Below are 22,332 nucleotides of genomic sequence, written 5' to 3'. Positions count from 1 at the left end.
GGTCAGATAGATTAGCGCTAACCTCTCACCGGCTCTGCCCGTCGCCGAGCGGCAGGTATCCCTCCTTGGGGGGGGGCCCGCCCCCGTTTTGCGGGGGGGGGGCCCTCGTCGTGCAGGTGTCGTCGCCGACGCGGTGCGAGCGGTGTGACGAGCTGACTAGCGCTGTCCGGCGGCCGTGGCCGGGATGAAGCGCCGCAGCTCCGCCGCGAGCTCCTCGTGCACGCGCGCCTTGAGCAGCGTGCCCTCGGGGGTGTGCTCCTCGGAGAGCACCTCGCCCTCGGCGTGGGTGCGCGCGACGAGCTTGCCGTGGGTGTACGGCAGCAGCACCTCGATCTCGACCTGGGGCCGGGGCAGCTCCTCGTCGATCACCGCGATCAGCTCGTCGATGCCCAGCCCGCTGCGGGCCGACACCGCCATGGCGCGCCGCTCCATGCGCAGCAGCCGCTGCACAACGAGCGGATCGGCCATGTCCGCCTTGTTGATCACGACGATCTCGGGCACGTCGACGGCGCCCACATCGCGGATCACCTCGCGCACGGCGGCCAGCTGCTCCTCCGGTGTCGGATGCGAGCCGTCCACCACGTGGAGGATCAGATCGGCGTCGCCGACCTCCTCCATCGTGGAGCGGAACGCCTCCACGAGGTGGTGCGGCAGATGCCGGACGAATCCGACGGTGTCCGCCAGCGTGTAGAGCCGCCCGCTGGGGGTCTCGGCCCGGCGCACGGTCGGGTCGAGGGTGGCGAACAGCGCGTTCTCCACCAGGACACCGGCGCCGGTGAGCCGGTTGAGCAGCGAGGACTTGCCCGCGTTGGTGTAACCGGCGATGGCGACCGAGGGGACCTTGTGGCGCCGACGCTCCTGCCGCTTGATGTCGCGGCCGGTCTTCATCTCGGCGATCTCGCGGCGCATCTTCGCCATCTTCTCGCGGATGCGGCGCCGGTCGGTCTCGATCTTGGTCTCACCGGGACCACGGGTGGCCATACCGCCGCCCGAGGATCCGGAGCCACCGCCACCCATCTGGCGGGACAGCGACTGACCCCAGCCTCGCAGCCGCGGCAGCATGTACTGCATCTGGGCGAGCGAGACCTGCGCCTTACCCTCTCGGGACTTGGCGTGCTGAGCGAAGATGTCGAGGATCAGGGCGGTCCGGTCGACCACCTTGACCTTGACGACGTCCTCGAGGTGGATCAGCTGTCCGGGGCTCAGCTCACCGTCGCAGACCACGGTGTCGGCACCGGACTCGACCACGACGTCACGCAGTTCCTCGGCCTTGCCGGAGCCGATGTAGGTGGCGGGATCCGGCTTGTTGCGCCGCTGGATCACGCCGTCGAGCACCAGGGCGCCCGCGGTCTCGGCGAGCGCGGCGAGCTCCGCCAGGGAGTTCTCCGCGTCCCGCACCGTGCCGGAGGTCCATACGCCGACCAGCACCACGCGCTCCAGGCGCAGCTGCCGGTATTCGACCTCGGTGACGTCCTCGAGCTCGGTGGACAGCCCCACCACACGCCGCAGAGCGGCACGCTCGGAGCGGTCGTACTGGTCGCCGTCACGCTCCTCGTCGATCTCGTGACTCCAGGCGACGTCCTCTTCCATCAGGGCGTCGGCCCGAAGGCTCTCGGCGAGGCGCTGCCGGTCCTGCGGAAGGGAAGAGGAGTGGGTCAAAGGAATCCTTACGTCGTGGAATACCGTCACTGTCGACAACGCGTGGCGGGCCCGGGGGATTCCCCCGCCGGTGCCGGCCACGGACGCCGACCTCTTGATGGTCGCACGCGGCGGGCGGACCGTCACCCGGGTTTCACGGCCCATGGCACCGCGTAACGTACCGCGTGCCGCCCCGCCCGCGCGCCGGGCAGCGCGGCGCCCTTGGTGGTCTCCTTCTCCGTCTGTTTCCAGTCGGGGTGTCCCGGCATCGGCGGCGTTTTCCTGCCGTACAGCCACGGATGGAGGAATCCGCTCAGATCGCGTCCCGCCACCGTGGAGGCCAGCCGGACGAAGTCGGCGGTCGAGGCCACGCCGTCGCGGTGGCGGAGTACCCATTGCCGCTCCAGCCGCTCGAAGGCGGCCCGGCCGATCCGCTGCCGCAGCGCGTACAGCACCAGCGCGCTGCCGTCGTAGACCACCGGGCGGAAGATTCCGATCGGCTGGCCCGGGTCGGCCGCCTCGGGGGCCGCGGGCGGCCCTCCCTCGGCCCGCCAGGCGTCGGACTGCCCGTACGCCTTGCGCATCCGCCGCTCCAGGCTCGCCTTACCGCGCTCATCGGCGTACAGCGCCTCGTACCAGGTGGCGTGCCCCTCGTTGAGCCACAGATCGGACCAGCGGCGCGGGCTGACGCTGTCGCCGAACCACTGGTGCGCCAGCTCATGCACCATGATCGACTCGATGTACCACCGGGGCAGCTGATCGCTGGTGAACAGATCGCGCTCGAAGAGGGAGAGCGTCTGGGTCTCCAGCTCGAAGCCGGTGGTGGCGTGGGCGATCAGGACGCCGTAGGTCTCGAAGGGGTAGCGCCCGGCCCTCTTCTCCAGCCAGGCCAGCTGCCCGGGGGTGCGCGCGAGCCACTTCTCCAGCCGTGCGCGGTCCGCCGTGGGGACGACGTCGCGCACCGGCAGCCCATGGGGCCCGGTGCGGCGCGGCACGGCGGAGCGGCCGATGGAGATCTGCGCCAGCTCGGTGGCCATGGGGTGGGCGAGGCGGTACGTCCAGGTGGTGCGCGATCCCTTGCGGACGCGCTGTCCGGGCAGACCACCCGCGACGACCGTAAGGCTCTTCGGAGCGGTGATCCGGAAGGTGAAGCGGGCCTTGTCGGCGGGGTGGTCGTTGCACGGGAAGACCCGGTGGGCGGCGTTGGCCTGGTTGGCCATGGCCAGCCCGTCGCTGGTGCGGACCCAGCCGCCGTTCGTGCCGCTCTGCGGATCGCTGGTGTGGCGGACGGTGACCCGGAAGGCCGCGCCCTTACGGAGGGGGGCGGACGGGGTGATCACCAGGTCCTCACCGGCCGTGGCGAACCGGGCCCGCACTCCGTCGACCCGCACCGAGCCCACGGCGCCCTGGGCGAAGTCGAGGTTGACGGTGCGCAGCGGGGCGGTCGCGCGGCCGTCGATGGTGGTGACGGCGTCGAGCGGCCGGTCCTGGCGGTGGTAGGCGAACGCGATGTCGTACGCCGTGACGTCGTACCCGGGGTTCCCGAGCTGCGGGAAGAGCGGATCGCCGATGCCCAGGGGACTCGGGTGCACGGGGGACACCGGCCCCGCGGCGGAGGAGGGGCCGACCGCGAGAAAGACGGCGGCCATGGCGGCGGCCACCGACGTGGTCCTGCGGCGCCCGGTGCGCGGCGGCCAGGGGCGGCGCCCCGAAGAAAGCGTCATGCCCTACGGCTACCAGCGCCCCGGCGCCCGCGCAGTCGCTCCCGGCCTTGATCCACCCGAAGGAGTTCAGACGCCCGAAGAGTTCAGACGGCCCGACGGTGGTCAGGGGCGTGCCGCTCAGGAGCGCGCCCGTCGTCCGTCAGCGCACCGCGGCCATGCTGCGGCCCTCGCGCGTCACGTCGTAGACCCCGGGGACGTTCCGCATGGCCCGCATCAGCGTCGGCAGCCTGCCCGCGTCGGGCAGCTGGAGCGTGTAGGTGTGCCGGACCCGCTGCTCACGCGGTGGTTCGACGGCGGCCGCCACCACCTCCGCGCCCTCGGCCGCGATGGCCTCGGTGAGATCCGCGAGCAGATGCGGCCTGCTGAACGCCTCCGCGAAGAGGGTCACCCGATAGTCGCCGCCCCCGTCCCCGTCGTCCTCGTCCGCCCAGCGCACCCCGACGGCCTGGCGCCCGGCCGAGGTCATCCGCGCCACTCCGGGGCACCGCTCGCGGTGCACGGTGACGGCGCCGCCGCGGACCGCGAAGCCGGTGATCGCGTCGGGCGGCACGGGGGTGCAGCAGCGGGCGAGCCGTACGGTCGCGCCGGGCAGGTCGACGACGATGCCCGCCTCGGGGCGGCCCGCGCCGGGCGACGCGGGGGCGACGGTCTGGCCGCCCTGCGAAGTCTGCGAGCCCCGTGTGGCCTGCGCCTCCTGGCCGTCCTGTCCGTCCTGCGGGCCCTGGCTGTCCTGGCCGTCCGGTCCGTCCTGGCCGGTGAGCTCGGAGGCGGACTCCGGCTCCTCGGCGGTCTCCCGGGGCTCGTGCTGCGACGCCGGATGGGCGGCCAGCCAGCGGTTGATGGCGATGCGGGCGGCCGGGGTGCGGGCGTGGTCGAGCCACTCCGGCGAGGGGCCGTGGGAGGCGGTGTCCCGGGTGTCGCTCGCCATCAGCAGCTGCAGGGTGTCGCCGTCGCGCAGCACGGTGCTCAGGGTCGCGATCCGGCCGTTGACCCGGGCGCCGATACAGGAGTGCGCGTCGTCGCCGTACAGGGCGTACGCGGCGTCCACGCAGCTCGCGCCGGCGGGCAGGCCGAGCGTCCCGCCGTCGGAGCGGAAGACGGTGATCTCCCGGTCCTGGGCGAGCTCGTCGCGGAGCGAGGTCCAGAAGATGTCGGGGTCGGGTGTGGCGCTCTGCCAGTCGAGCAGCCGGGACAGCCAGCCGGGGCGGGTGGGGTCGGCCCGCTCGCCCTCGGGTGCGTCGGCGCCCTCCGTCGGGGCGTACGGATTGCCGAGGGCGATCACTCCGGCCTCGGCGACCCGGTGCATCTGGTGGGTGCGGATGAGGACTTCGGTGACCTCGCCGTCGCGCCCGGCCACGGCCGTGTGCAGCGACTGGTAGAGGTTGAACTTGGGGACCGCGATGAAGTCCTTGAACTCCGAGATCACCGGGGTGAAGCAGGTGTGCAGTTCGCCGAGGACCGCGTAACAGTCCGCGTCGTCGGAGACGAGAACGAGAAGGCGGCCGAGGTCGGCGCCGGTCAGCTCGCCGCGCTTGAGCCCGACCCGGTGGACGGAGACGAAGTGCCGCGGCCGGACCAGGACTTCGGCGGTGATGCCCGCCTCGTGCAGCACGCCCCGTACGTCCTCGGCGGCCTGGGCCAGCGGGTCGGGGCGGCCTGCGTGGGCCTGGAGGAGCTCGCGGGTCCGCGCGTACTCCTCGGGGTGGAGGATGGCGAAGACCAGGTCCTCCAGCTCGGTCTTGAGCGCCTGCACCCCGAGCCGCTCGGCGAGCGGGATCAGCACATCGCGGGTGACCTTGGCGATGCGCGCCTGTTTCTCGGGGCGCATCACGCCGAGGGTGCGCATGTTGTGCAGCCGGTCGGCGAGTTTGATCGACATCACCCGGACGTCGTTGCCGGTGGCGACGAGCATCTTGCGGAAGGTCTCGGGCTCGGCCGCCGCGCCGTAGTCGACCTTCTCCAACTTGGTGACGCCGTCGACGAGAAAGCGGACCTCCTCGCCGAACTGCTCACCCACCTGATCGAGGGTCACATCGGTGTCCTCGACCGTGTCGTGGAGCAGCGAGGCGGTCAACGTCGTGGTCTCGGCGCCCAGTTCGGCGAGGATCAGCGTGACGGCCAGCGGATGGGTGATGTACGGCTCACCGCTCTTGCGCATCTGGCCGCGGTGGGAGGACTCGGCCAGGACATACGCCTTGCGGAGCACATCCAGATCGGCTCCGGGGTGGTACGCGCGGTGGACCTTGGCCACATGCTCGATCGCGTCAGGCAACCCGCCGCGGGAGGCGGACCCCAGCAGGGCGGCCCGACTGAACCTGCGGAGATTGCGCAGGTCGATGCGGGGGAGGCCGCGCCTGCGGCCGAACGGGGCCTGGTCGGTGGCCTCTGCGCTCATGGGCACCTCCGGCGGCGTCGAGCGTCAACCGGCGTGGGTACTCCCCCGGGGCCGGTGCTTGATGCTATCGAGCCCATCACGCACGGCCGACCGGCTCTCGCCCAGAGTGAAACGGATCACCCATTCGAGGGAAGTGTCAGCCGAGGTCCGTGCCCAGCCAAGAGGGATCGATCTCCCCCTCGGCCACGATCACGGCAGGGCCGGTCATCTCCACCGTACCGTCCGGCCGTTCGCTGATGACAAGCCGCCCTCCGGGAACGTCCACGGTGTACGTGACGGGGTGCCCGGTGACGGCCGGATCGGTCCCGTCACGGCGTGCGGCGGCGACCATCACGGCGCAGGCGCCGGTGCCGCAGGAGCGGGTCTCTCCGGAGCCGCGCTCATGCACGCGCATCGCGACATGACGCGGGCCGCGGTCGACGACGAACTCGACGTTGGTGCCATTCGGGTACGCGGCGGCGGGGCGCACGGCGGGGGCCGTGAACAGATCACCGGCCTGGGCGAGGTCGTCGACGAAGGCGACCGCGTGCGGATTGCCCATGTTCACGTTGCGCGCGGACCAGCTGTGGTCACCGACCGTGATCGTGATCTCCCCTTCGGGGCCGGGCTCGGGCAGCGCGGCCTCGCCCATCACCACGGTGATCGGTCCGTCGGACCCGGCCGTGGCCTCGCCCGGCCGGGCGGCGTCACCGGCGTCCTTGGCGATGTGGGCCCGGCGCACCCCGGCCCGGGTGGCGATCGCGAGATCGCCCGCCTCGACCAGCCCGGCGCGCTGAAGGTACCGGGCGAAGACGCGGACTCCGTTGCCGCACATCTCGGCGATGCTGCCGTCGCCGTTGCGGTAGTCCATGAACCATTCGGCCTGGTCGGCCATGGCCCGCGCCTCGGGGTGTGCCGAGGACCGCACGACGCGGATCAGGCCGTCACCGCCGATACCGGCGCGGCGGTCGCAGATCCTGGCGACGGTGGCCGCGGACAGCTCCAGACGGCCGTCCAGGTCGGGGACGATGACGAAGTCGTTCTCGGTGCCGTGCCCCTTCAGGAAGGCCAGCCGTGGTGCGGTGCTCATTCCTCGATCCTACGGGGCGCCGCGCGCACCGTCCCCCGGTGCCCGGTCCGCCCGGGGGACCCACTGGACGGAGGGCCTAGCGGAGGCGGGCCACCCGCCAGAAGGTGAGGGCGACCAGCAGCGCCACGATCACCACATAGAGCACGACGAAGCGCCAGTCCGGGCGGCGTCCCGAGCCTCTGGGAGGCAGGCCCGGCCAGGTGTAGCCCACCCGGCGGGCGGCCATCAGGCCCCAGCCCGCCGCACAGCTGCTCAGCAGCAGGCCGAGCATGGCCACGACCGCCCCTCCGTCGCCGAACTCGAAGGCGAGCGGGAAGGCGAACATCAGCGAGCCGAGGATGGCCAGGCCGACGATCGGCGCGATCTGCCAGATCCGCAGTCGGCGCGGCGGGCGCAGCTCCCGGAAGGACTCCCCGGAGACCGAGCCCGCGCCGGCCTCGCCCTCGGAGCCGTCCTCGAGGACCGGCGCGCCGGGTTCGTGGAGCCCTCCGGCCTCATCGGGGCCGTCCGGGGTCAGCGGCCGCGCGTCTCCGTGCGGCGATTGCTGCGATGCGTCGCGAGGGCCGGCCTCCATCGCCACACGCCCTCCCAACTCCAGACACCACGGCACGATCGGAGCTTGATGATGGCATGCCCGCCGGGGCCCGAATGACGAGCTGAGCTTCCCGATGCCATGACGTGATCAGGCTGTGACCGCCCGTTCAACCAACGCGAGCGCGCTCGCCAGGAGTTCCCCTCTGTGGTCGGCCGCTCCGCTGAGCCAGTGGACCCTGGGATCGCGGCGGAACCAGGAGTCCTGACGGCGTGCGAACCGCTTGGTGGCGCGCACGGTTTCGGCCCTCGCCTCCTCCTCGGCGCACTCTCCCGCGAGCGCGGCGAGCACTTGCTGATAGCCCAGCGCGCGGGAGGCGGTACGGCCGGAGCGCAGCCCGGCGTCCTCCAGCCGGCGGACCTCCTCGACCAGCCCGGCGTCCCACATCCGGTCCACCCGCAGGGCGATCCGCTCATCCAGCTCGGGCCGCTCGACGTCGACGCCGATCTGGAGCGTGTCGTAGACCGCCTCGTGCCCGGGCAGATTGGCGGTGAACGGGCGGCCGGTGATCTCGATGACCTCCAGCGCCCGGACCACCCTGCGGCCGTTGCTGGGCAGGATCGCGCGCGCCGCCTCGGGGTCGGCGTCGGCGAGCCGGGCGTGCAGCACCCCGGAGCCCCGCTCCTCCAGCTCGGCCTCGAGCCGGGCCCGGACGGCGGGGTCGGTGCCCGGGAACTCGAGGGCGTCGATAGCCCCGCGGATGTACAGGCCGGAACCGCCGACCAGGACGGGGGTGCGCCCCTCGGCGAGCAGGCGGTCCATCTCGGCGCGGGCCAGCCGCTGGTACTCGGCGACGCTCGCGGTCTGGGTGACATCCCAGATGTCCAGCAGCCGGTGTGGCACCCCCTGCCGTTCGTCCTCCGTCAGCTTGGCGGTGCCGATGTCCATGCCCCGGTACAGCTGCATGGAGTCGGCGTTGACGACCTCGCCGTCGAGGTGTCTGGCGAGTGCGACGCCCAGATCGGACTTTCCGGCCGCTGTGGGGCCGACGACGGCGATGACTCGCGGCGGATGGCCTGCAGTATTCACCGGGCCAGTCTCGCAAATGCCTCGGGGCTCCTCGAATGAGCGACGTGACGGGGCACCGCCGGGTTCGTTGCCTGTTGCGAGGTTCCGAGGGCTGGTTCGGGGAATCGGCCGCCGCGCGCCGCGCGGTCGCCGCGCACCGCACAAGGGGGCACTCCGGGCGGCACGGGATTTCGCCCACGCGAGTTTCGCCCACACGAGTAAGGTATGGAGTAGATATGGGCGTGTTTTCCAGGTTTCGTCGTGTTCCGAAGGAGGCGAGCCGTTCGTCCGAGGAGGCACCGTCCGTGCGGTTCGCCCAGGCCACGGCCGACGCCATGACGGCGGATACCGAGTCCGGGACCGCCGATGGGGCTGAGATCGCGCGGAGCGGGAAGGAGAATCCGGCGGGTGAAGGCGCCGGGATCCCCAAACAGCAGTCCGCGGCCGAGGCGGCCGACAGCGAGACCGGTGAGAGCGCCCGCGCATAGGCAACCGACGAGGGTAGGTGGCACATGGGCCTGATGGACAATCTCAAGGCCAAGGCCGGTCAGATGAAGGGCAAGGCCGGCAGCTTCGCGCAGCAGCACGAGGCCAGGATCGAGCGGGGCCTGGAGAAGGCGGCCAAGTCGGTCGACACCAGGACCAAGGGCAAGTACAGCGCCAAAATCGAGACTGGCACGGGCAAGGCGAAGGACGCTCTCAACCGCCTCTCGCAGATGGACGAGCGCAAGCCCAAGCCCAAGGGCGACGCATAAGACTGGCCAAGCAGACAAGGCACAGAAGACGGGGGCGGGCGATGCCCGGCCCGGACCGACCGGCCCCGCCGGTGCGCGGCCGTGGAGCGCAGGCTCCACGGCCGCGAGCGGGCTAGGACGACCAGCTCGCCACGAAATACCCCACGCCGTACGGCGCTTCGTCATACCGCAACTCCCCCTTCAGGCGCGCCCCCGCGCCCGCCCCCGCGAGCACCTGCAGCGGCGCGCGACCCGCCACTTTGAGCTCGTACGCCAACTCCTCGTCGAGCGCGGCCAGCGCCCCGGTGTCGGCGGCCGCCAGCGCCCGCGCCACCTCGGCGTCGAACGCGGCCGCCCGCTCGTCGAGATAGCCCGGTGCCTTCAGCGTGCGGCATGCGGTGCCGTCGCCCATCACCAGCAGCGCGACCCGGTCCGCCCGCCCGGCGAGCTCCCTTCCGACTTGAATACACCGCTCGGCCGCGAGAGGTTCCCCCACACCCAGCCCCTCGACGGGCACCGCCGGGTCCCACCCCGCGTGCTCCAGCAGCCAGGCGCCGACCGCCAGCGACGTCGGCAGCGAGCGCGAGGACCCGCCGTCCGCGGCGTCCTCGCGGCCGGACTCCCCCGCCACCGGCGCGGCGAGTCGCACATCCACTTCCACGCCGAAGCCGCGGAACGTCCCGGCCGTGCCCTGCGCATGCGGCCCGCGCCCGGCGCGATCGGCGGGCCCCACCACGATCAGGCGCTCCGGACGCGCCGCCGCGAGGGCCTGGATGACCTCGCAGCACTCCGCGCGCAGCCCGTCCAGCTCGGGGGCGGCTCCGGCGGCGACCTCGGGCACCAGCAGCGGCGGACACGGGCAGACGGCGGCGGCGATCAGCATGATCGTGAGCCTAGCCGTGCGCTCAGTCGCAGCCGCAGCCCGCGGTGGGCGCGGCCGACTGCGGCGGCGGGGCGCCCACCGTCGGCAGGCCCAGCATCACACCGGCGGGCTTCTTCTCCCCGGGCGCGTTCCGCCGCTCCCAGGCGTCTCCGGCGCGAGTGCGCCGCACGCCCCGGGCCGGGCCCTCGGCCAGCAGATGGTGGGGGGCGGCGTAGGTGATGTCGACGGTGACGACGTCGCCGGGGCGCACCGGCTCCTCGGGCCGCGCGAAGTGCACCAGGCGGTTGTCGGGGGCACGGCCGGAGAGCCGCCGCGTGGCGTCGTCCTTACGGCCTTCGCCCTCGGCGACCAGAACCTCCAGCATGCGGCCGACCTGCTTCTTGTTCTCCTCCCAGGAGATCTCCTCCTGGAGGGCGACCAGCCGCTCGTAGCGCTCCTGGACGACCGCCTTGGGCACCTGGCCGTCCATCTCGGCGGCGGGCGTCCCGGGCCGCTTGGAGTACTGGAAGGTGAACGCCTGGGCGAACCGCGCCTCCCGCACCACGTGCAGCGTCTGTTCGAAGTCCTCCTCCGTCTCACCGGGGAAGCCGACGATGATGTCGGTCGAGATGGCGGCGTCCGGCATCGCGGCGCGCACCTTCTCGATGATGCCCAGGTAGCGCTCCTGCCGGTACGAGCGGCGCATCGCCTTGAGCACGGTGTCCGAGCCGGACTGCAACGGCATGTGCAGCTGCGGCATCACGTTCTCCGTCTCCGCCATGGCGGAGATGACGTCGTCGGTGAAGTCGCGCGGATGCGGCGAGGTGAACCGGACCCGCTCCAGGCCCTCGACCTTCCCGCAGGCGCGCAGCAGCTTGCTGAACGCCTCGCGGTCGCCGATGTCGGAGCCGTACGCGTTCACGTTCTGGCCGAGCAGGGTGATCTCGGTGACGCCCTCGGCGACCAGGGTCTCCACCTCGGCGAGGATGTCGCCGGGGCGGCGGTCCTTCTCCTTGCCGCGCAGCGCCGGGACGATACAGAAGGTGCAGGTGTTATTGCAGCCCACGGAGATGGAGACCCACGCGGCGTACGCGGACTCGCGCCGCGTCGGCAGGGTGGAGGGGAAGGCTTCCAGGGACTCGGCGATCTCGACCTGGGCCTCCTCCTGGACGCGGGCGCGCTCCAGCAGCACCGGCAGGCTGCCGATGTTGTGGGTGCCGAAGACCACGTCGACCCAGGGGGCCTTGTTGACGATGGTGTCGCGGTCCTTCTGGGCCAGACAGCCGCCGACGGCGATCTGCATGCCCGGCCGCCGGGCCTTGATCGGCGCGAGCCGGCCGAGGTTGCCGTACAGCCGGTTGTCGGCGTTCTCCCGCACCGCGCAGGTGTTGAAGACGACGATGTCGGCCTCGCCCTCGCCGGTGCCCTCGGGCGCGCGGACATAGCCCGCCTCTTCCAGGAGGCCCGAAAGCCGCTCGGAGTCATGGACATTCATCTGGCACCCGTAGGTGCGGATCTCGTAGCTCTTGGGTGCTTGAACGTCCACTGCCGGGCTCCGGTCGCTGCTGATGGTCACCCAACAAGGGTAGGCGGTCACAGAAGCCCCGCTGCCGGGCGGTGGACCGGGCCGCCGGCCCGCCTCCCGAGGGTGGACCGACGGCCGAACACCGGCACACTGTGTTCCATGACACGGAACAGCGCACAGGGCAACATGCTCGACAAGGCCATGGCCGTCCTCGGCTGCTTCCGGCCCGATGGCGGCGCGTTCCGTCTCACAGAACTGTCCGCGCGTACCGGGCTGGCCAAGACCACCGTGTTCCGGCTCTGCGCCGATCTGGTCCGTCTCGGCCTGCTCGAACGCGACGCCGAGACCTACCGGCTCGGAGGCGCCCTCTTCGAACTGGGCTCACTCGTCCCGCGCCGGCGCGATCTGCGGGAGGCCGCGCTGCCGTTCCTGCAGGACCTCTTCGAGGCTACGCACGAAACCGTGCACCTCGGGGTGCGCGAGGGCCACGAGGTGGTCTACGTCGAGCGCATCCACGGCCACGACGCCCTTCGGCTGCCGTCCCGCATCGGCGGCCGACTGCCCCTGACCTGCACCGGCGTCGGCAAGGCGCTTCTGGCGTTCTCGGGCTCCGAGCTGGTCGAGGAGGTCCTGGCCGCGCCTCTGCCCGCCCTCACCCCTCACTCGATCACCGATCCGGACCGGCTGCGCACGGCCGTCGAGCAGGCCCAGGTCGCGGGCCTGGCCTACGAGGAGGAAGAGGCGGCTCCGGGGGTCAGCTGCATCGCGGCTCCCGTCTTCGACGGACCGACCTCGGTGGCGGCGCTGTCGGTGGCCGTACCCCGCGGCCGCTTCCGGCCGGCGCAGCTGGCACCGGCGGTCCGGACGGCGGCCCTGGGCCTGTCGAGGGCCCTGCGCTCCGGCAGATGAGCGGGTGGCCGCTGCGCTCCGGCAGTTGAGCGGGTGGCCGCCCGCACAACGGGATGCCCGCACAACGGGATCCTCAGGCGGCCGCCCCTCCCCTCCCGGCAGCGGGCCTGGCAGGATCCTCGCCATGGCCCTCACCCTTCCGCGCCCGGACCGGCGCCGTGCCCTGCAGTCCGCCGCCGCGGGCCTCGTCGCCCTCGGGCTGCTGCTGTGGTGGCTGCTGGCGTCGGGCGGTGGCCCCTCGCCCAGCGGCCGGGTGACGTTCGCGACGGGGGTCTCCACCGGGGTCTACGACACCTACGGCCGGATGCTCGAGCAGGACCTCGCCCGGGACCTCCCCGATGTCGATGTGCGGCTGGAGCAGTCCAGGGGGTCCCCGGAAAACGTCGAGCGGCTGGCCCGGGGCAGGGCCACCTTCGCCATCGCCGCCACCGACGCCGTGGCCGCCTACCAGGGCGAGGGAGCGGGGCGGCTGCGGGCCTGCGCGCGGCTGTACGACGACTACATGCAGCTGGTCGTCCCGAGGGGCTCATCCGTACGGTCGGCGCGCGATCTGAAGCATCTGCGGGTGGGAGTGGGCGGCGACGGCTCGGGCGTGCAGCTGATCACCCGGGCGCTGATCAAGGCCGCCAAGCTCGACTTCGACCGGGACATCCGGGCGGAGCGGGTCGGCATCGACGCCATGCCGAGGCTGCTGCGGCAGGGCAAGCTCGACGCCTTCTTCTGGTCGGGCGGGCTGCCGACCACCGCGGTGCGCACCCTGGCGCACGCCTACCCGATCCGGCTCGTCCAGCTCGGCGACCTCACCGGCCCGCTGCACCGGCAGGGCGGGGTGACGCGCTACTACCGGGCCGCCACCGTGCCCGCCGACGCGTACGAGGAGATACGCAGGCCGGAGCCGGTCAAGACGATCGCCGTACCGAACCTCCTGGTCACCACGGACCGGGTGGCCCCCGATCTGGCGGAGGGCGTCACCCGCACGGTGATAGACAACCGGGACCGCATCGGGGCGAAGGTGCACGCCGCCCAGAAGGTGGACCTGCGGACCGCCGTCTTCACCGATCCCCTCGCCCTCCACAAGGGCGCGGCGCGCTATTACCGCTCGGTCAAGCCGTAGCCCGGCACCGCTGCCGCCTCGATACGGCCAACGACCGGGGCCTGATCCGGCAGGATCATCACATGACAGTGAAGAACGGCAGGCGGTGGAACCACAACATCCACTACCACCCCCGCATCCTCCACGCGGTCCCCGATGGCGCCCAGCGCGCCCTCGACGTCGGCTGCGGCGAGGGCATGCTCGCCCGCGCACTCCGGCGGACCGTGCCGCACGTCACCGGGATCGACCTCGACGCGGCCGGCCTCGAGCAGGGACGCGCGTACGGGGACGATGTCGACTACGTTCTCGGTGACTTCCTGAGCCATCCCTTCGAGCCCGCCTCGTTCGACGTCATCGCGTCGGTGGCCACCCTGCACCACATGGACGCCGCCACCGGACTGGCCCGCATGCGCGACCTGCTGCGGCCCGGCGGGGTCCTGGCCGTCGTCGGCCTCGCCCGGAACACCATGCCCAGGGATCTGCCGCGCATCCTCGCCGCCATCGCCGTCGGCACCGTCCACCGCGCCAGGAAAGGGCACTGGGACCACCCGTCCCCCGTCGTATGGCCGCCGCCGGTGACCTACCCGGAGATGCGGGCGCTGGCCGCCGAGCTCCTGCCCGGCTCGCGGTACCGCCGTCACGTCCTGTGGCGTTACAGCATCGTCTGGCGCAAGCCGCGGGACTGAGCGGCGAACCGGCCTCACGGCCCGCGTCACGGTCCTCACAGCCCGCCTCACGTCCTTACGGCTCGCGTCACGTCCCCTACCGCCCGCGTCACGTCCTTACGGTCGTCACGGTCTCACCGGGCCCCGTCCGCGGCACCGTAATGGTCACGCGCAGACCACAGGGCTCGTTGGGCGCGTAGTCGATCGTGCCCCTGCCCGCCGCGAGCAGCGCGCGGGTGATGGACAGGCCCAGGCCCGAGCCCGAGACGTTCTGGTGGCGGCTGCTGCGCCAGAAGCGGTCGCCGATGCGGGCGAGTTCGTCCTCGGTGAGGCCCGGGCCGCCGTCGGCGACGACGATCGCCACGGTGTCGCCCTCCGTGCGCGCCGAGACCTCCACATGCGCCCCCTCGGGCGTGAATTTCAGGGCGTTGTCGACGACGGCGTCCAGTGCGCTGGACAGGGCCACCGGGTCGGCCCAGCCGGTGATGGCCGCGGGGCCGGTGTAGGCGAACCCGACCTCCTCCCGCTCGGCCACCGGAAGCCAGGCGTCCACCCGGTCCCTCGCCAGCTCCGCGATATCGGTGAGCCGCAGATCCGCGGCGGAGTGCTCGGCCAGGGCGAGGTCGAGCAGATCGTCCAGGACGCTGGCCAGGCGCTTGCCCTCCGCCCGCACCGAGGCGATCTCCTCATGTCCGTCCGGCAGCTCCAGCGCCAGCAGCTCGATGCGCAGCAACAGCGCGGAGAGCGGATTGCGCAGCTGGTGGGAGGCGTCGGCGACGAACGCCCGCTGCTGCTCCAGGACTTGCTCGACGTTGTCGGCCATCTCGTTGAACGAGCGGGCCAGCCGCCGCAGCTCCGGGGGCCCGGAGGCGGCCGCGACGCGTGACTGCATCCGCCCGGTCGCGATGTCATGGGTCGCGGTGTCCAGGACGCGCACGGGCCGCAGCACCCATCCGGTGAGCCGGAAGGCGGCGCCGACGGCCAGCAGCATCGCGGCGCATTCGCCCCCGCCGATCACCAGCCAGCCGTGCAGAATCCGCGACCGCATCTGGCCGGTGGGCGAGTCGGTGACGACGACGGCCACCACGTCCCCGTCACGGACGACAGGGGACGCCACAGTGAGCCTGCCCCGCTGCCAGGGCCAGACCTGGGGCGGATCGTGGCTGCGGCGCCCGGCGAGGGCCTCGTCGAACGCCCGGGCGCTCTCGCCCGTGTCCGGCAGCCGCCAGCCGCCGGGCGCCTCGGCCATGAGCGGCGCGTCCCGGTCCCGGTAGAAGACCCCGGCCCGGATGCCGTACAGGTCGTGGTAGCGCTTGAGCTCGGCGCGCAGGGTGCCCAGCCGCTCGTTCCCCTCGGCGCCGACCGCCCCGGTGGGCCCGGCGGTGACGAACTGGGCGAGGGCGGCGAAGCGCGCGGTGTCGTCGATCCGGTCGACAACGACACGCTGCTGCTCCCGGGCGGCCAGGCTCCCCGCGAGCGGGAAGCCGAGCGCGAGGAGCACGCCCGCCATGAGGACGATGAGGAGCGGGAGGAGCCGAGTGCTCACCGAGGGGGTCCCGGTCGCTCAGCCGACCGGCGCGACGAGGCGATAGCCCACCCCGCGCACCGTCTCGATCAGGGCGGGCATCCGCAGCTTGGAGCGCAGGGAGGCGATGTGGACCTCCAGGGTGCGCCCCGTCCCTTCCCAACTGGTGCGCCAGACCTCGCTGATGATCTGCTCCCGGCGGAAGACGACACCGGGGCGCTGGGCGAGCAGGGCGAGCAGATCGAACTCCTTACGGGTGAGCGAAACGGTCGTCCCGTTGACGGAGACCTGGCGGGTGGGCAGCTCGATGGTGACCGGGCCGAGCCGCAGCGGCGGATGGGAGCCGTCCGGGCTCTCCTCGGTGCCATGGCCCGGGTCGTGGGCGGCGGTGCGGCGGCTGACGGCGTGGATCCGGGCGAGCAGCTCCATGGTGTCGTACGGCTTGACCACGTAGTCGTCGGCGCCGAGGTTGAGCCCGTGTATGCGGGAGCGCACATCGGCGCGCGCCGTCACCATGATCACGGGGGTGGCGGTGCGCTTGCGGATCTTGCCGCACACCTCGAAACCGTCCTGGTCGGGCAGGCCGAGGTCGAGAAGGACGACGCCGAAGGGGGCGCCCGAGTCCGGCAGCAGCGCCTGCAGCGCCTCCTCGCCGCTGCGGGCGTGGGTGACCTCGAAACCGTGCTTGGAGAGCATGGCGGACAGGGCCGCGGCGACATGGTTGTCGTCCTCGACGAGCAGCAGTCTCACCGGCCCCTCCGCCACCTTTCCGTATCTGGGGAGACGGGCCCCGTACGCGTCCCCGTCACCATGTCTTCGAATGCGGCCACGAACATGGCCACAGGGCATCCACCCCGATCGACGGGCAGCCGTCAAGAGCATTCGGTCACACACTGGCTTCCGTTACGCAGCCGGTACGCCGCGCATCATCCCGGTCACGCAGAGTGTCGCGTCGCGGCCATATCGTTATCCTCAATTTCAGCTCAGATGTAATGACGCTGGTCGCAGGCGCTCACTAGTGTCCTCCCAACCGAGGAGGACGGAGCGAGACGCCGATGAGCGAAGTATCGGTGACCAAGGACGCCGCACCGGTGGCGAACGCGTTGGTTGCGTTGTCAGGAGTCAACAAGCACTTCGGCGCGCTGCATGTGCTCCAGGACATCGACCTGACCATCAGCCGCGGCGAAGTGGTCGTCGTCATCGGGCCGTCCGGGTCCGGGAAGTCGACACTGTGCCGCACGATCAACCGGCTGGAGACGATCGACTCCGGCTCCATCACGATCGACGGCAAGCCGCTGCCCCAGGAGGGCAAGGAGCTCGCCCGGCTGCGTGCCGACGTCGGCATGGTCTTCCAGTCCTTCAACCTCTTCGCGCACAAGACGGTGCTCGAGAACGTGATGCTGGGCCAGACCAAGGTCCGTAAGACGGACAAGAAGGCCGCCGAGGAGAAGGCCCGCACGCTGCTCGACCGGGTCGGCGTCGGCGCCCAGGCGGACAAGTACCCCGCCCAGTTGTCCGGTGGCCAGCAGCAGCGCGTGGCGATCGCGCGCGCCCTGGCCATGGACCCGAAGGTGATGCTCTTCGACGAGCCGACCTCGGCACTGGACCCGGAGATGATCAACGAGGTGCTGGAGGTCATGCAGCAGCTCGCGCGGGACGGCATGACGATGGTCGTCGTCACCCATGAGATGGGCTTCGCCCGCTCCGCGGCGAACCGGGTGGTCTTCATGGCCGACGGCCGGATCGTCGAAGAGGCCGAGCCGGAGCAGTTCTTCAACAACCCCCGCAGCGACCGGGCCAAGGACTTCCTGTCGAAGATCCTTCACCACTGACCCGCTGACCCACTGAGCCCGCCGGGCCCGCACTTGGTCCGGCAGACCGCTCCACGTTCGCCACTGCGTATGTGAACCACGTACTGAACACAGAGGGATGGGCACCATGAGAATTCGTAAGACGGCCGCGGCGGCCACGGTGGTTCTCGCGCTGGCCGCGACGGCGACCGCCTGTGGCGGCGAGAAGGGCACCGCGGGGGACAAGCCGAAGGGCGGCGAGGTCTTCAGCGGCGATTACACGGTCGCGAAGGATGTCAAGATCGACTCGCCGACCCTGAAGGCGGCGCAGAAGCGCGGCAAGATCGTCATCGGCGCCAAGGCCGACCAGCCCTTCCTCGGGTTCCAGGACACCGAGGGCAAGCGCTCCGGCTTCGACATCGAGATCGCCAAGATGGTCGCCGCGGACCTCGGCTTCTCCGCGGACAAGATCAGCTTCAAGACGGTTGACTCCAACGTCCGCGAGACCTCGATCTCCAAGGGCCAGGTCGACTACTACGTCGGCACCTACACCATCAACGACGAGCGCAAGAAGCAGGTCGGCTTCGCGGGCCCGTACCTCACAGCCGGCGCCGACCTGCTGGTCCGCATGGAGGACAAGGGCAAGATCACCGGCCCGGACGGCATCAAGGGCAAGAAGGTCTGCTCGATCGTCGGCTCCACCCCGCTCCAGGAGATCAAGAAGCCGAAGTACGGCGCCAAGACCACCGAGCTGAGCAAGTACTCGCTCTGCGTCAAGCAGCTGCTCGACGGCCAGGTCGACGCGGTCACCACCGACGACGCCATCCTCAAGGGCTACGCCGCCCAGCGCCCGAGCAAGCTGCACGTGGTCGGCAAGCCGTTCACCGAGGAGCCCTACGGCGTCGGCATGAACAAGAACGACAAGGCGCTCCGCGACGCGATCAGCGACTCGCTCGAGAAGCACATCAAGAACGGCGACTACAAGAAGGCGTACGAGGGCACGCTCGGCAAGTCCGGCTCCTCCTACGTCGCGCCGAAGACGCCCCTGCCGCGCTACTGAGCAGGGCTCTTCGTCCGCATCGTTTTTGAGCAGGACTCTTCGCTCACCCGTTCGCCCGTTCACCTCGAAGCCGGTGCGCTCCGCACGCCGCTGACCTGACCGCTACCGCGGAGAATCGATGAACGTACTTCTCGATCATTTGCCCCAGTTCCGGGAGGGGTTCCTGGGAACCCTCTCCATCACGGCGGCCAGTGCGGCGCTGGCCCTCGTGCTGGGCGTCGTCATAGCCGGCTTCAGGGTGTCGCCCATACCGCCGCTGCGGGCGTTCGGGACGGCCTGGGTCACCCTGCTGCGCAACACCCCGCTGACCCTGCTGTTCCTGATCTCGTTCTTCGTGATCCCGCAGATCTTCTTCCCGGGGACGAGCCCCTTCGTCCTCGCCATGATGGCGCTGGGCTGCTACACGTCGTCCTTCGTCTGCGAGGCCGTGCGATCCGGTATCAACACCGTGCCGCTCGGCCAGGCGGAGGCCGCCCGCAGCCTGGGGATGACCTTCTTCCAGACCCTCCGGCTGATCGTCCTCCCCCAGGCCACCCGGTCCGTGATTCCCCCGATGAGCAGCATCTTCATCGCGCTCACCAAGAACTCGGCCATCGCCGGGGCATTCAGCAACACCGAACTGTTCAATGTCTCGAAGCTGCTGAGTGACAAGGGCTTCGCGATCGGCTGGATCTTCCTGTGGATCGCGCTGTGCTACCTGGTCATCACGTTCGCCATCAGCGGTCTCTTCCGGCTGCTGGAGAACCGCCTGGAGGTGGCCCGATGAGCTCGAGCGTCCTGTACGACGCCCCCGGCCCCAAGGCTCGCGTCCGGAACCGCGTCTTCTCCGTCGTCGGCGGCCTGGCCGTCCTCGGGCTGATCGTCTTCGCGGTGGTGCGGCTGAACGCCAAGGGTCAGTTCGCGCCCGAGATGTGGGACATCTTCAACTACGCGGGGGTGCGGAACAGCATCCGCGACGGTGTGATCACCACCCTGAAGGTGTTCGCGGTCGCGGCGGTCCTCTCCCTCGCCCTCGGTGTGCTGCTGGCCACCGGCCGGCTCTCGGACCACAAGCCCGTCCGCTGGTTCGCGACCGGCTTCATCGAGCTGTTCCGGGCCGTCCCGCTGCTGATCACCATCTACGTGCTGTGGGTGCTCTTCCTGACCTACCGCGCGGACCTGGGCCTCAGCGGTGACAACACCGGCTTCTGGGCCCTGGTCATCGGCCTGACCGTCTACAACGGCTCGGTCCAGGCCGAGGTCTTGCGAGCGGGCATCAACTCGGTGCCCAGGGGCCAGCGCGAGGCCGCGTACGCCCTGGGCATGCGCAAGACCCAGGTCATGATGACGGTCCTGGTGCCGCAGGCCGTAAGGGCGATGCTGCCGACCATCATCAGCCAGCTGGTGGTGACGCTGAAGGACACCTCCCTCGGCTATGTCATCACCTACCAGGAGCTGCTGTTCCAACTTCAGCAGCTGGCCGGCAACATCGTCGTCAACGACGACAACCCCTACGTTCCGGTGATCATCGTCGGTGGTGCCATCTACATCGCGATGTGTCTGGCCCTCTCCGCCCTCGCCACCTGGATCGAGCGGCGCGGCCGGCGCGCCAAGACCGGCATCAGGGTCGCGGACGCCGGACAGCCGCTCGCGGCCGCCGACCCGCTCGACGTCGTCGACCAGTCCGCGACCTCCGCTCCGGACGCGTCCGCGGGCAAGACGAACTGAGGGGACGTCCGGGCGACCGGGCGGACGCCGTCCGGGAGGGCCGGGCGGATGAGCGAGACCCTTACCAGGGCGGTGGCGCACGCGCCACCGCCCTTCGTCGCTTGACGCGGGCAGCGGCAGTGGGTTGCATGCTTTCTGTGATCGCTCACCGGGTTTCAACTGCCAATTTCCGTACGTCACGTACGACCCGCAGGGCCACGGGAACCGCACCGTGGACCCGGTGATCGTCGCCGGGGCGGGCCCGGTCGGCCTGACCCTGGCCCTCGCCCTCGCGCGCCTCGAGGTGCCCGTCATCCTGCTGGACGAGTCCACGGAAGCCGAGGAGAGCCGTCTGGCCCGCACCGTCGTGCTGCGCCCGGACGCCGCCGCCCTGCTGGAGCGGCTGGGCTGCCGGGTCACCGCCCGCAGCCGGCCGTGGACCGGATGGCGCACCATGCGGCGGCGGCAGCTGGTGCGGCAGGTGCCCCTCACGCCCGGTGGCCTCTTCGGCGGTTCGCCGTCGCCCGAGCGCGGCACGGGCGGCTGGGACGGCGGCCTTACGGAGGCCATGGACGCTCCCGAGGGTGACACGCCCTCCTCCGAGGACGAGTCGGCGCCGGTGTCGGCGCCCTCCCCCCTACATCTGCCCCAGCACGAGCTCACCAGGGCGCTGCGGGGCTCGCTGGCCGCCATGGGCGACGAGGACCTCGTCCGGATCGTCTCCGGAACCCGGATCGACGACCTGGAACAGGACGACCACGGGGTCGGGGTGCGCACCCGGGGTGCCCAGGCCACCTGGTGGCGGGGCAGCTATCTGGTGGGCTGCGACGGGCCGCGGTCCACCGTCCGCAAGCTCCTGGGCGTGCGCTTCCCGGGCCGTACGGCGGTGGAGCGGCACGCCGTCGCGGCGCTGCGCGCCGAACTCCCCTGGCCCGGCGAGGCCCTGCTGCACCGCTCCCCGCCCTGGCGCAGCATCGACGCCGAGGTGACCGCCCGGCCGCTGCCGCACGGCCTGTGGCGGATCGACTGGCTGCTGCCGCCCGGCCGCGATCTGGTCACCCCCGACGCCCTGATGGTGCGGGTGCGCGACACCCTCGCGGGGTGGTGCGGCGAATCCGAGTCCCCCTATGAACTCCTGGACACCGGCGTGCACACCGTGCACCACCGGCTCGCGCTGCGCTGGCGTGTCGGGCGCGCCTTCCTGGCCGGGGACGCCGCCCATCTGCTGGGCGCGCTCGGCACCCAGGGGCTGGAGGAAGGGCTGCGGGACGTCGACAACCTCGCCTGGAAACTCTCCCTCGCCTGGCACCACGGGGCCTCGGACGCCCTGCTCGACAGCTATCAGGCGGAGCGGCGCGGAGCCGTCGGGGCCCGGCTGCGCGCGGCGGACCAGTCGCTGCCGCTGGTACGGGCGGCCGGCGGCTGGCACGCGGTACGGCGCACCGTACGGCCCGGCGGGGCGCGCGGGCACGACGCGCTGCTCACCGACGGTCACCTCGGACGGGGCCCGCTGGGCGCGCCGCCGGTCTACGACCGTTCGCCGCTGGCCCCGGCCGCCCCGCCGGACGGCTCGATCACGGTGGGCACGGCGCTCGGGGCGCCGGTCGCCGATGTGCCGGTGACCGCTCCGGACGGCTCGGTCGTACGGCTGCGGGAGCGGCTCGGGCGGGAGCTGCTGGTGGTGCTGGTCGCTCCCGGCACCGGGGTGTGGGACCGCCGCCACTGGATGCGGGCCGGGCTGATGCCGCGGCTGGCGGCGGCCGTCGCGGCGCTGCCCCTGCGCACCGAGCTGCTGGTCACCGAGGCGTACCCGGGAGCCCCGGCGCACACCGTGCTGCTGGTGCGGCCGGACGGCCATCTCGCCGCGGCACTGTCCGGGGTGCGGCCGGGCGCGCTGTACGCGTGCGCGGACGCGGCCCGGGGCGGGAACGCGGCCAGGGGCGCACCGGCGGAGGCGAGCGCGCGGCGGTAGTGCGGGAAGCGCGGGCTCGGCGGGGCGCGCCCGCGCTCGCGCTGTGCGCCTGGTCCATCTCCGGGGCGCGCGGTGCGTGTCCGGG

The 22,332-nt window shown here is 71.7% G+C and carries 20 protein-coding genes; 10 read left to right on the top strand and 10 right to left on the bottom strand.

Annotated features, from left to right (window positions below; all coding sequences use genetic code 11):
* Positions 1-156 precede the first annotated feature (156 nt).
* From hflX to miaA, 6 genes are all read right to left on the bottom strand, one after another.
* Entirely contained in the window at positions 157-1,659 is a 1,503-nt protein-coding gene (gene hflX / locus ACFXB5_RS06275; RefSeq protein WP_201852648.1) for a GTPase HflX, read from the bottom strand.
* A 122-nt stretch (positions 1,660-1,781) separates the two neighbouring features.
* Positions 1,782-3,362 carry a M1 family metallopeptidase gene (locus ACFXB5_RS06270; protein WP_385203052.1) on the bottom strand — a complete coding sequence of 527 codons (1,581 nt, stop codon included), beginning with the start codon at positions 3,360-3,362 and terminating at the stop codon, positions 1,782-1,784.
* A gap of 139 nt (positions 3,363-3,501) precedes the next feature.
* A complete protein-coding gene (locus ACFXB5_RS06265; RefSeq protein WP_385203049.1) occupies positions 3,502-5,757 on the bottom strand; it encodes a RelA/SpoT family protein in 2,256 nt (751 codons plus the stop codon).
* Positions 5,758-5,893: 136 nt separating this feature from the next.
* Positions 5,894-6,826: a diaminopimelate epimerase gene (gene dapF, locus ACFXB5_RS06260; protein WP_385203046.1), complete on the bottom strand. Its 933-nt coding sequence runs from the start codon at positions 6,824-6,826 to the stop codon at positions 5,894-5,896.
* A 76-nt stretch (positions 6,827-6,902) separates the two neighbouring features.
* Entirely contained in the window at positions 6,903-7,400 is a 498-nt protein-coding gene (locus tag ACFXB5_RS06255) for a hypothetical protein (RefSeq protein WP_385203145.1), read from the bottom strand.
* Positions 7,401-7,508: 108 nt separating this feature from the next.
* Positions 7,509-8,447, bottom strand: coding sequence for a tRNA (adenosine(37)-N6)-dimethylallyltransferase MiaA (gene miaA, locus ACFXB5_RS06250; protein ID WP_385203043.1), 939 nt, complete (start codon positions 8,445-8,447; stop codon positions 7,509-7,511).
* Positions 8,448-8,731: 284 nt separating this feature from the next.
* On the opposite strand from miaA, the gene ACFXB5_RS06245 reads away from it, so the two are divergent.
* Entirely contained in the window at positions 8,732-8,914 is a 183-nt protein-coding gene (locus tag ACFXB5_RS06245; protein WP_385203040.1) for a gliding motility protein, read from the top strand.
* Between the two features lie 24 nt (positions 8,915-8,938).
* Entirely contained in the window at positions 8,939-9,181 is a 243-nt protein-coding gene (locus ACFXB5_RS06240; protein WP_385203037.1) for an antitoxin, read from the top strand.
* A gap of 112 nt (positions 9,182-9,293) precedes the next feature.
* Here the strand turns inward: ACFXB5_RS06240 and ACFXB5_RS06235 are convergent, their stop codons facing one another.
* Together ACFXB5_RS06235 and miaB are read right to left on the bottom strand one after the other, a co-directional pair.
* The gene (locus tag ACFXB5_RS06235) at positions 9,294-10,043 is read right to left on the bottom strand and encodes a class III extradiol dioxygenase subunit B-like domain-containing protein (protein WP_385203034.1); all 750 of its coding nucleotides are present in this window, start codon (positions 10,041-10,043) and stop codon (positions 9,294-9,296) included.
* A 22-nt stretch (positions 10,044-10,065) separates the two neighbouring features.
* Entirely contained in the window at positions 10,066-11,598 is a 1,533-nt protein-coding gene (gene miaB / locus ACFXB5_RS06230) for a tRNA (N6-isopentenyl adenosine(37)-C2)-methylthiotransferase MiaB (RefSeq protein WP_385203031.1), read from the bottom strand.
* Between the two features lie 135 nt (positions 11,599-11,733).
* On the opposite strand from miaB, the gene ACFXB5_RS06225 reads away from it, so the two are divergent.
* From ACFXB5_RS06225 to ACFXB5_RS06215, 3 genes are all read left to right on the top strand, one after another.
* The gene (locus ACFXB5_RS06225; protein ID WP_164432536.1) at positions 11,734-12,456 is read left to right on the top strand and encodes an IclR family transcriptional regulator; all 723 of its coding nucleotides are present in this window, start codon (positions 11,734-11,736) and stop codon (positions 12,454-12,456) included.
* Between the two features lie 124 nt (positions 12,457-12,580).
* Positions 12,581-13,570, top strand: a complete 990-nt coding sequence (locus ACFXB5_RS06220) for a TAXI family TRAP transporter solute-binding subunit (RefSeq protein ID WP_385203028.1) — start codon at positions 12,581-12,583, stop codon at positions 13,568-13,570.
* 62 nt (positions 13,571-13,632) lie between these two features.
* Positions 13,633-14,235: a class I SAM-dependent methyltransferase gene (locus ACFXB5_RS06215; RefSeq protein ID WP_385203025.1), complete on the top strand. Its 603-nt coding sequence runs from the start codon at positions 13,633-13,635 to the stop codon at positions 14,233-14,235.
* Positions 14,236-14,323: 88 nt separating this feature from the next.
* Here ACFXB5_RS06215 and ACFXB5_RS06210 read toward each other — a convergent pair whose 3' ends face one another.
* Complete coding sequence (locus ACFXB5_RS06210) at positions 14,324-15,760, bottom strand: ATP-binding protein (protein ID WP_385203022.1); 1,437 nt, start codon at positions 15,758-15,760, stop codon at positions 14,324-14,326.
* Positions 15,761-15,778: 18 nt separating this feature from the next.
* Positions 15,779-16,489, bottom strand: coding sequence for a response regulator transcription factor (locus tag ACFXB5_RS06205; protein WP_385203019.1), 711 nt, complete (start codon positions 16,487-16,489; stop codon positions 15,779-15,781).
* 305 nt (positions 16,490-16,794) lie between these two features.
* On the opposite strand from ACFXB5_RS06205, the gene ACFXB5_RS06200 reads away from it, so the two are divergent.
* The 5 genes from ACFXB5_RS06200 to ACFXB5_RS06180 all read left to right on the top strand — a co-directional run bounded on the left by ACFXB5_RS06200 (position 16,795) and on the right by ACFXB5_RS06180 (position 22,247).
* The gene (locus ACFXB5_RS06200; RefSeq protein ID WP_385203017.1) at positions 16,795-17,571 is read left to right on the top strand and encodes an amino acid ABC transporter ATP-binding protein; all 777 of its coding nucleotides are present in this window, start codon (positions 16,795-16,797) and stop codon (positions 17,569-17,571) included.
* Positions 17,572-17,677: 106 nt separating this feature from the next.
* On the top strand, positions 17,678-18,589 hold the full coding sequence (locus ACFXB5_RS06195; RefSeq protein WP_385203014.1) for a glutamate ABC transporter substrate-binding protein: 912 nt from the start codon (positions 17,678-17,680) through the stop codon (positions 18,587-18,589).
* Between the two features lie 118 nt (positions 18,590-18,707).
* Positions 18,708-19,355, top strand: a complete 648-nt coding sequence (locus ACFXB5_RS06190; RefSeq protein ID WP_020868017.1) for an amino acid ABC transporter permease — start codon at positions 18,708-18,710, stop codon at positions 19,353-19,355.
* On the top strand, positions 19,352-20,296 hold the full coding sequence (locus ACFXB5_RS06185; RefSeq protein WP_385203011.1) for an amino acid ABC transporter permease: 945 nt from the start codon (positions 19,352-19,354) through the stop codon (positions 20,294-20,296). The genes ACFXB5_RS06190 and ACFXB5_RS06185 overlap by 4 nt, the downstream gene beginning before the upstream one ends.
* A gap of 211 nt (positions 20,297-20,507) precedes the next feature.
* On the top strand, positions 20,508-22,247 hold the full coding sequence (locus tag ACFXB5_RS06180) for an FAD-dependent monooxygenase (RefSeq protein WP_385203008.1): 1,740 nt from the start codon (positions 20,508-20,510) through the stop codon (positions 22,245-22,247).
* The last annotated feature ends 85 nt before the right edge of the window (positions 22,248-22,332 follow it).

It is taken from the genome of Streptomyces sp. NPDC059455 (genome assembly GCF_042750115.1).
In the GTDB taxonomy this organism is placed as follows: Bacteria; Actinomycetota; Actinomycetes; order Streptomycetales; family Streptomycetaceae; genus Streptomyces; species Streptomyces endocoffeicus.
This window is presented reverse-complemented; position numbering and strand designations above follow the sequence as displayed.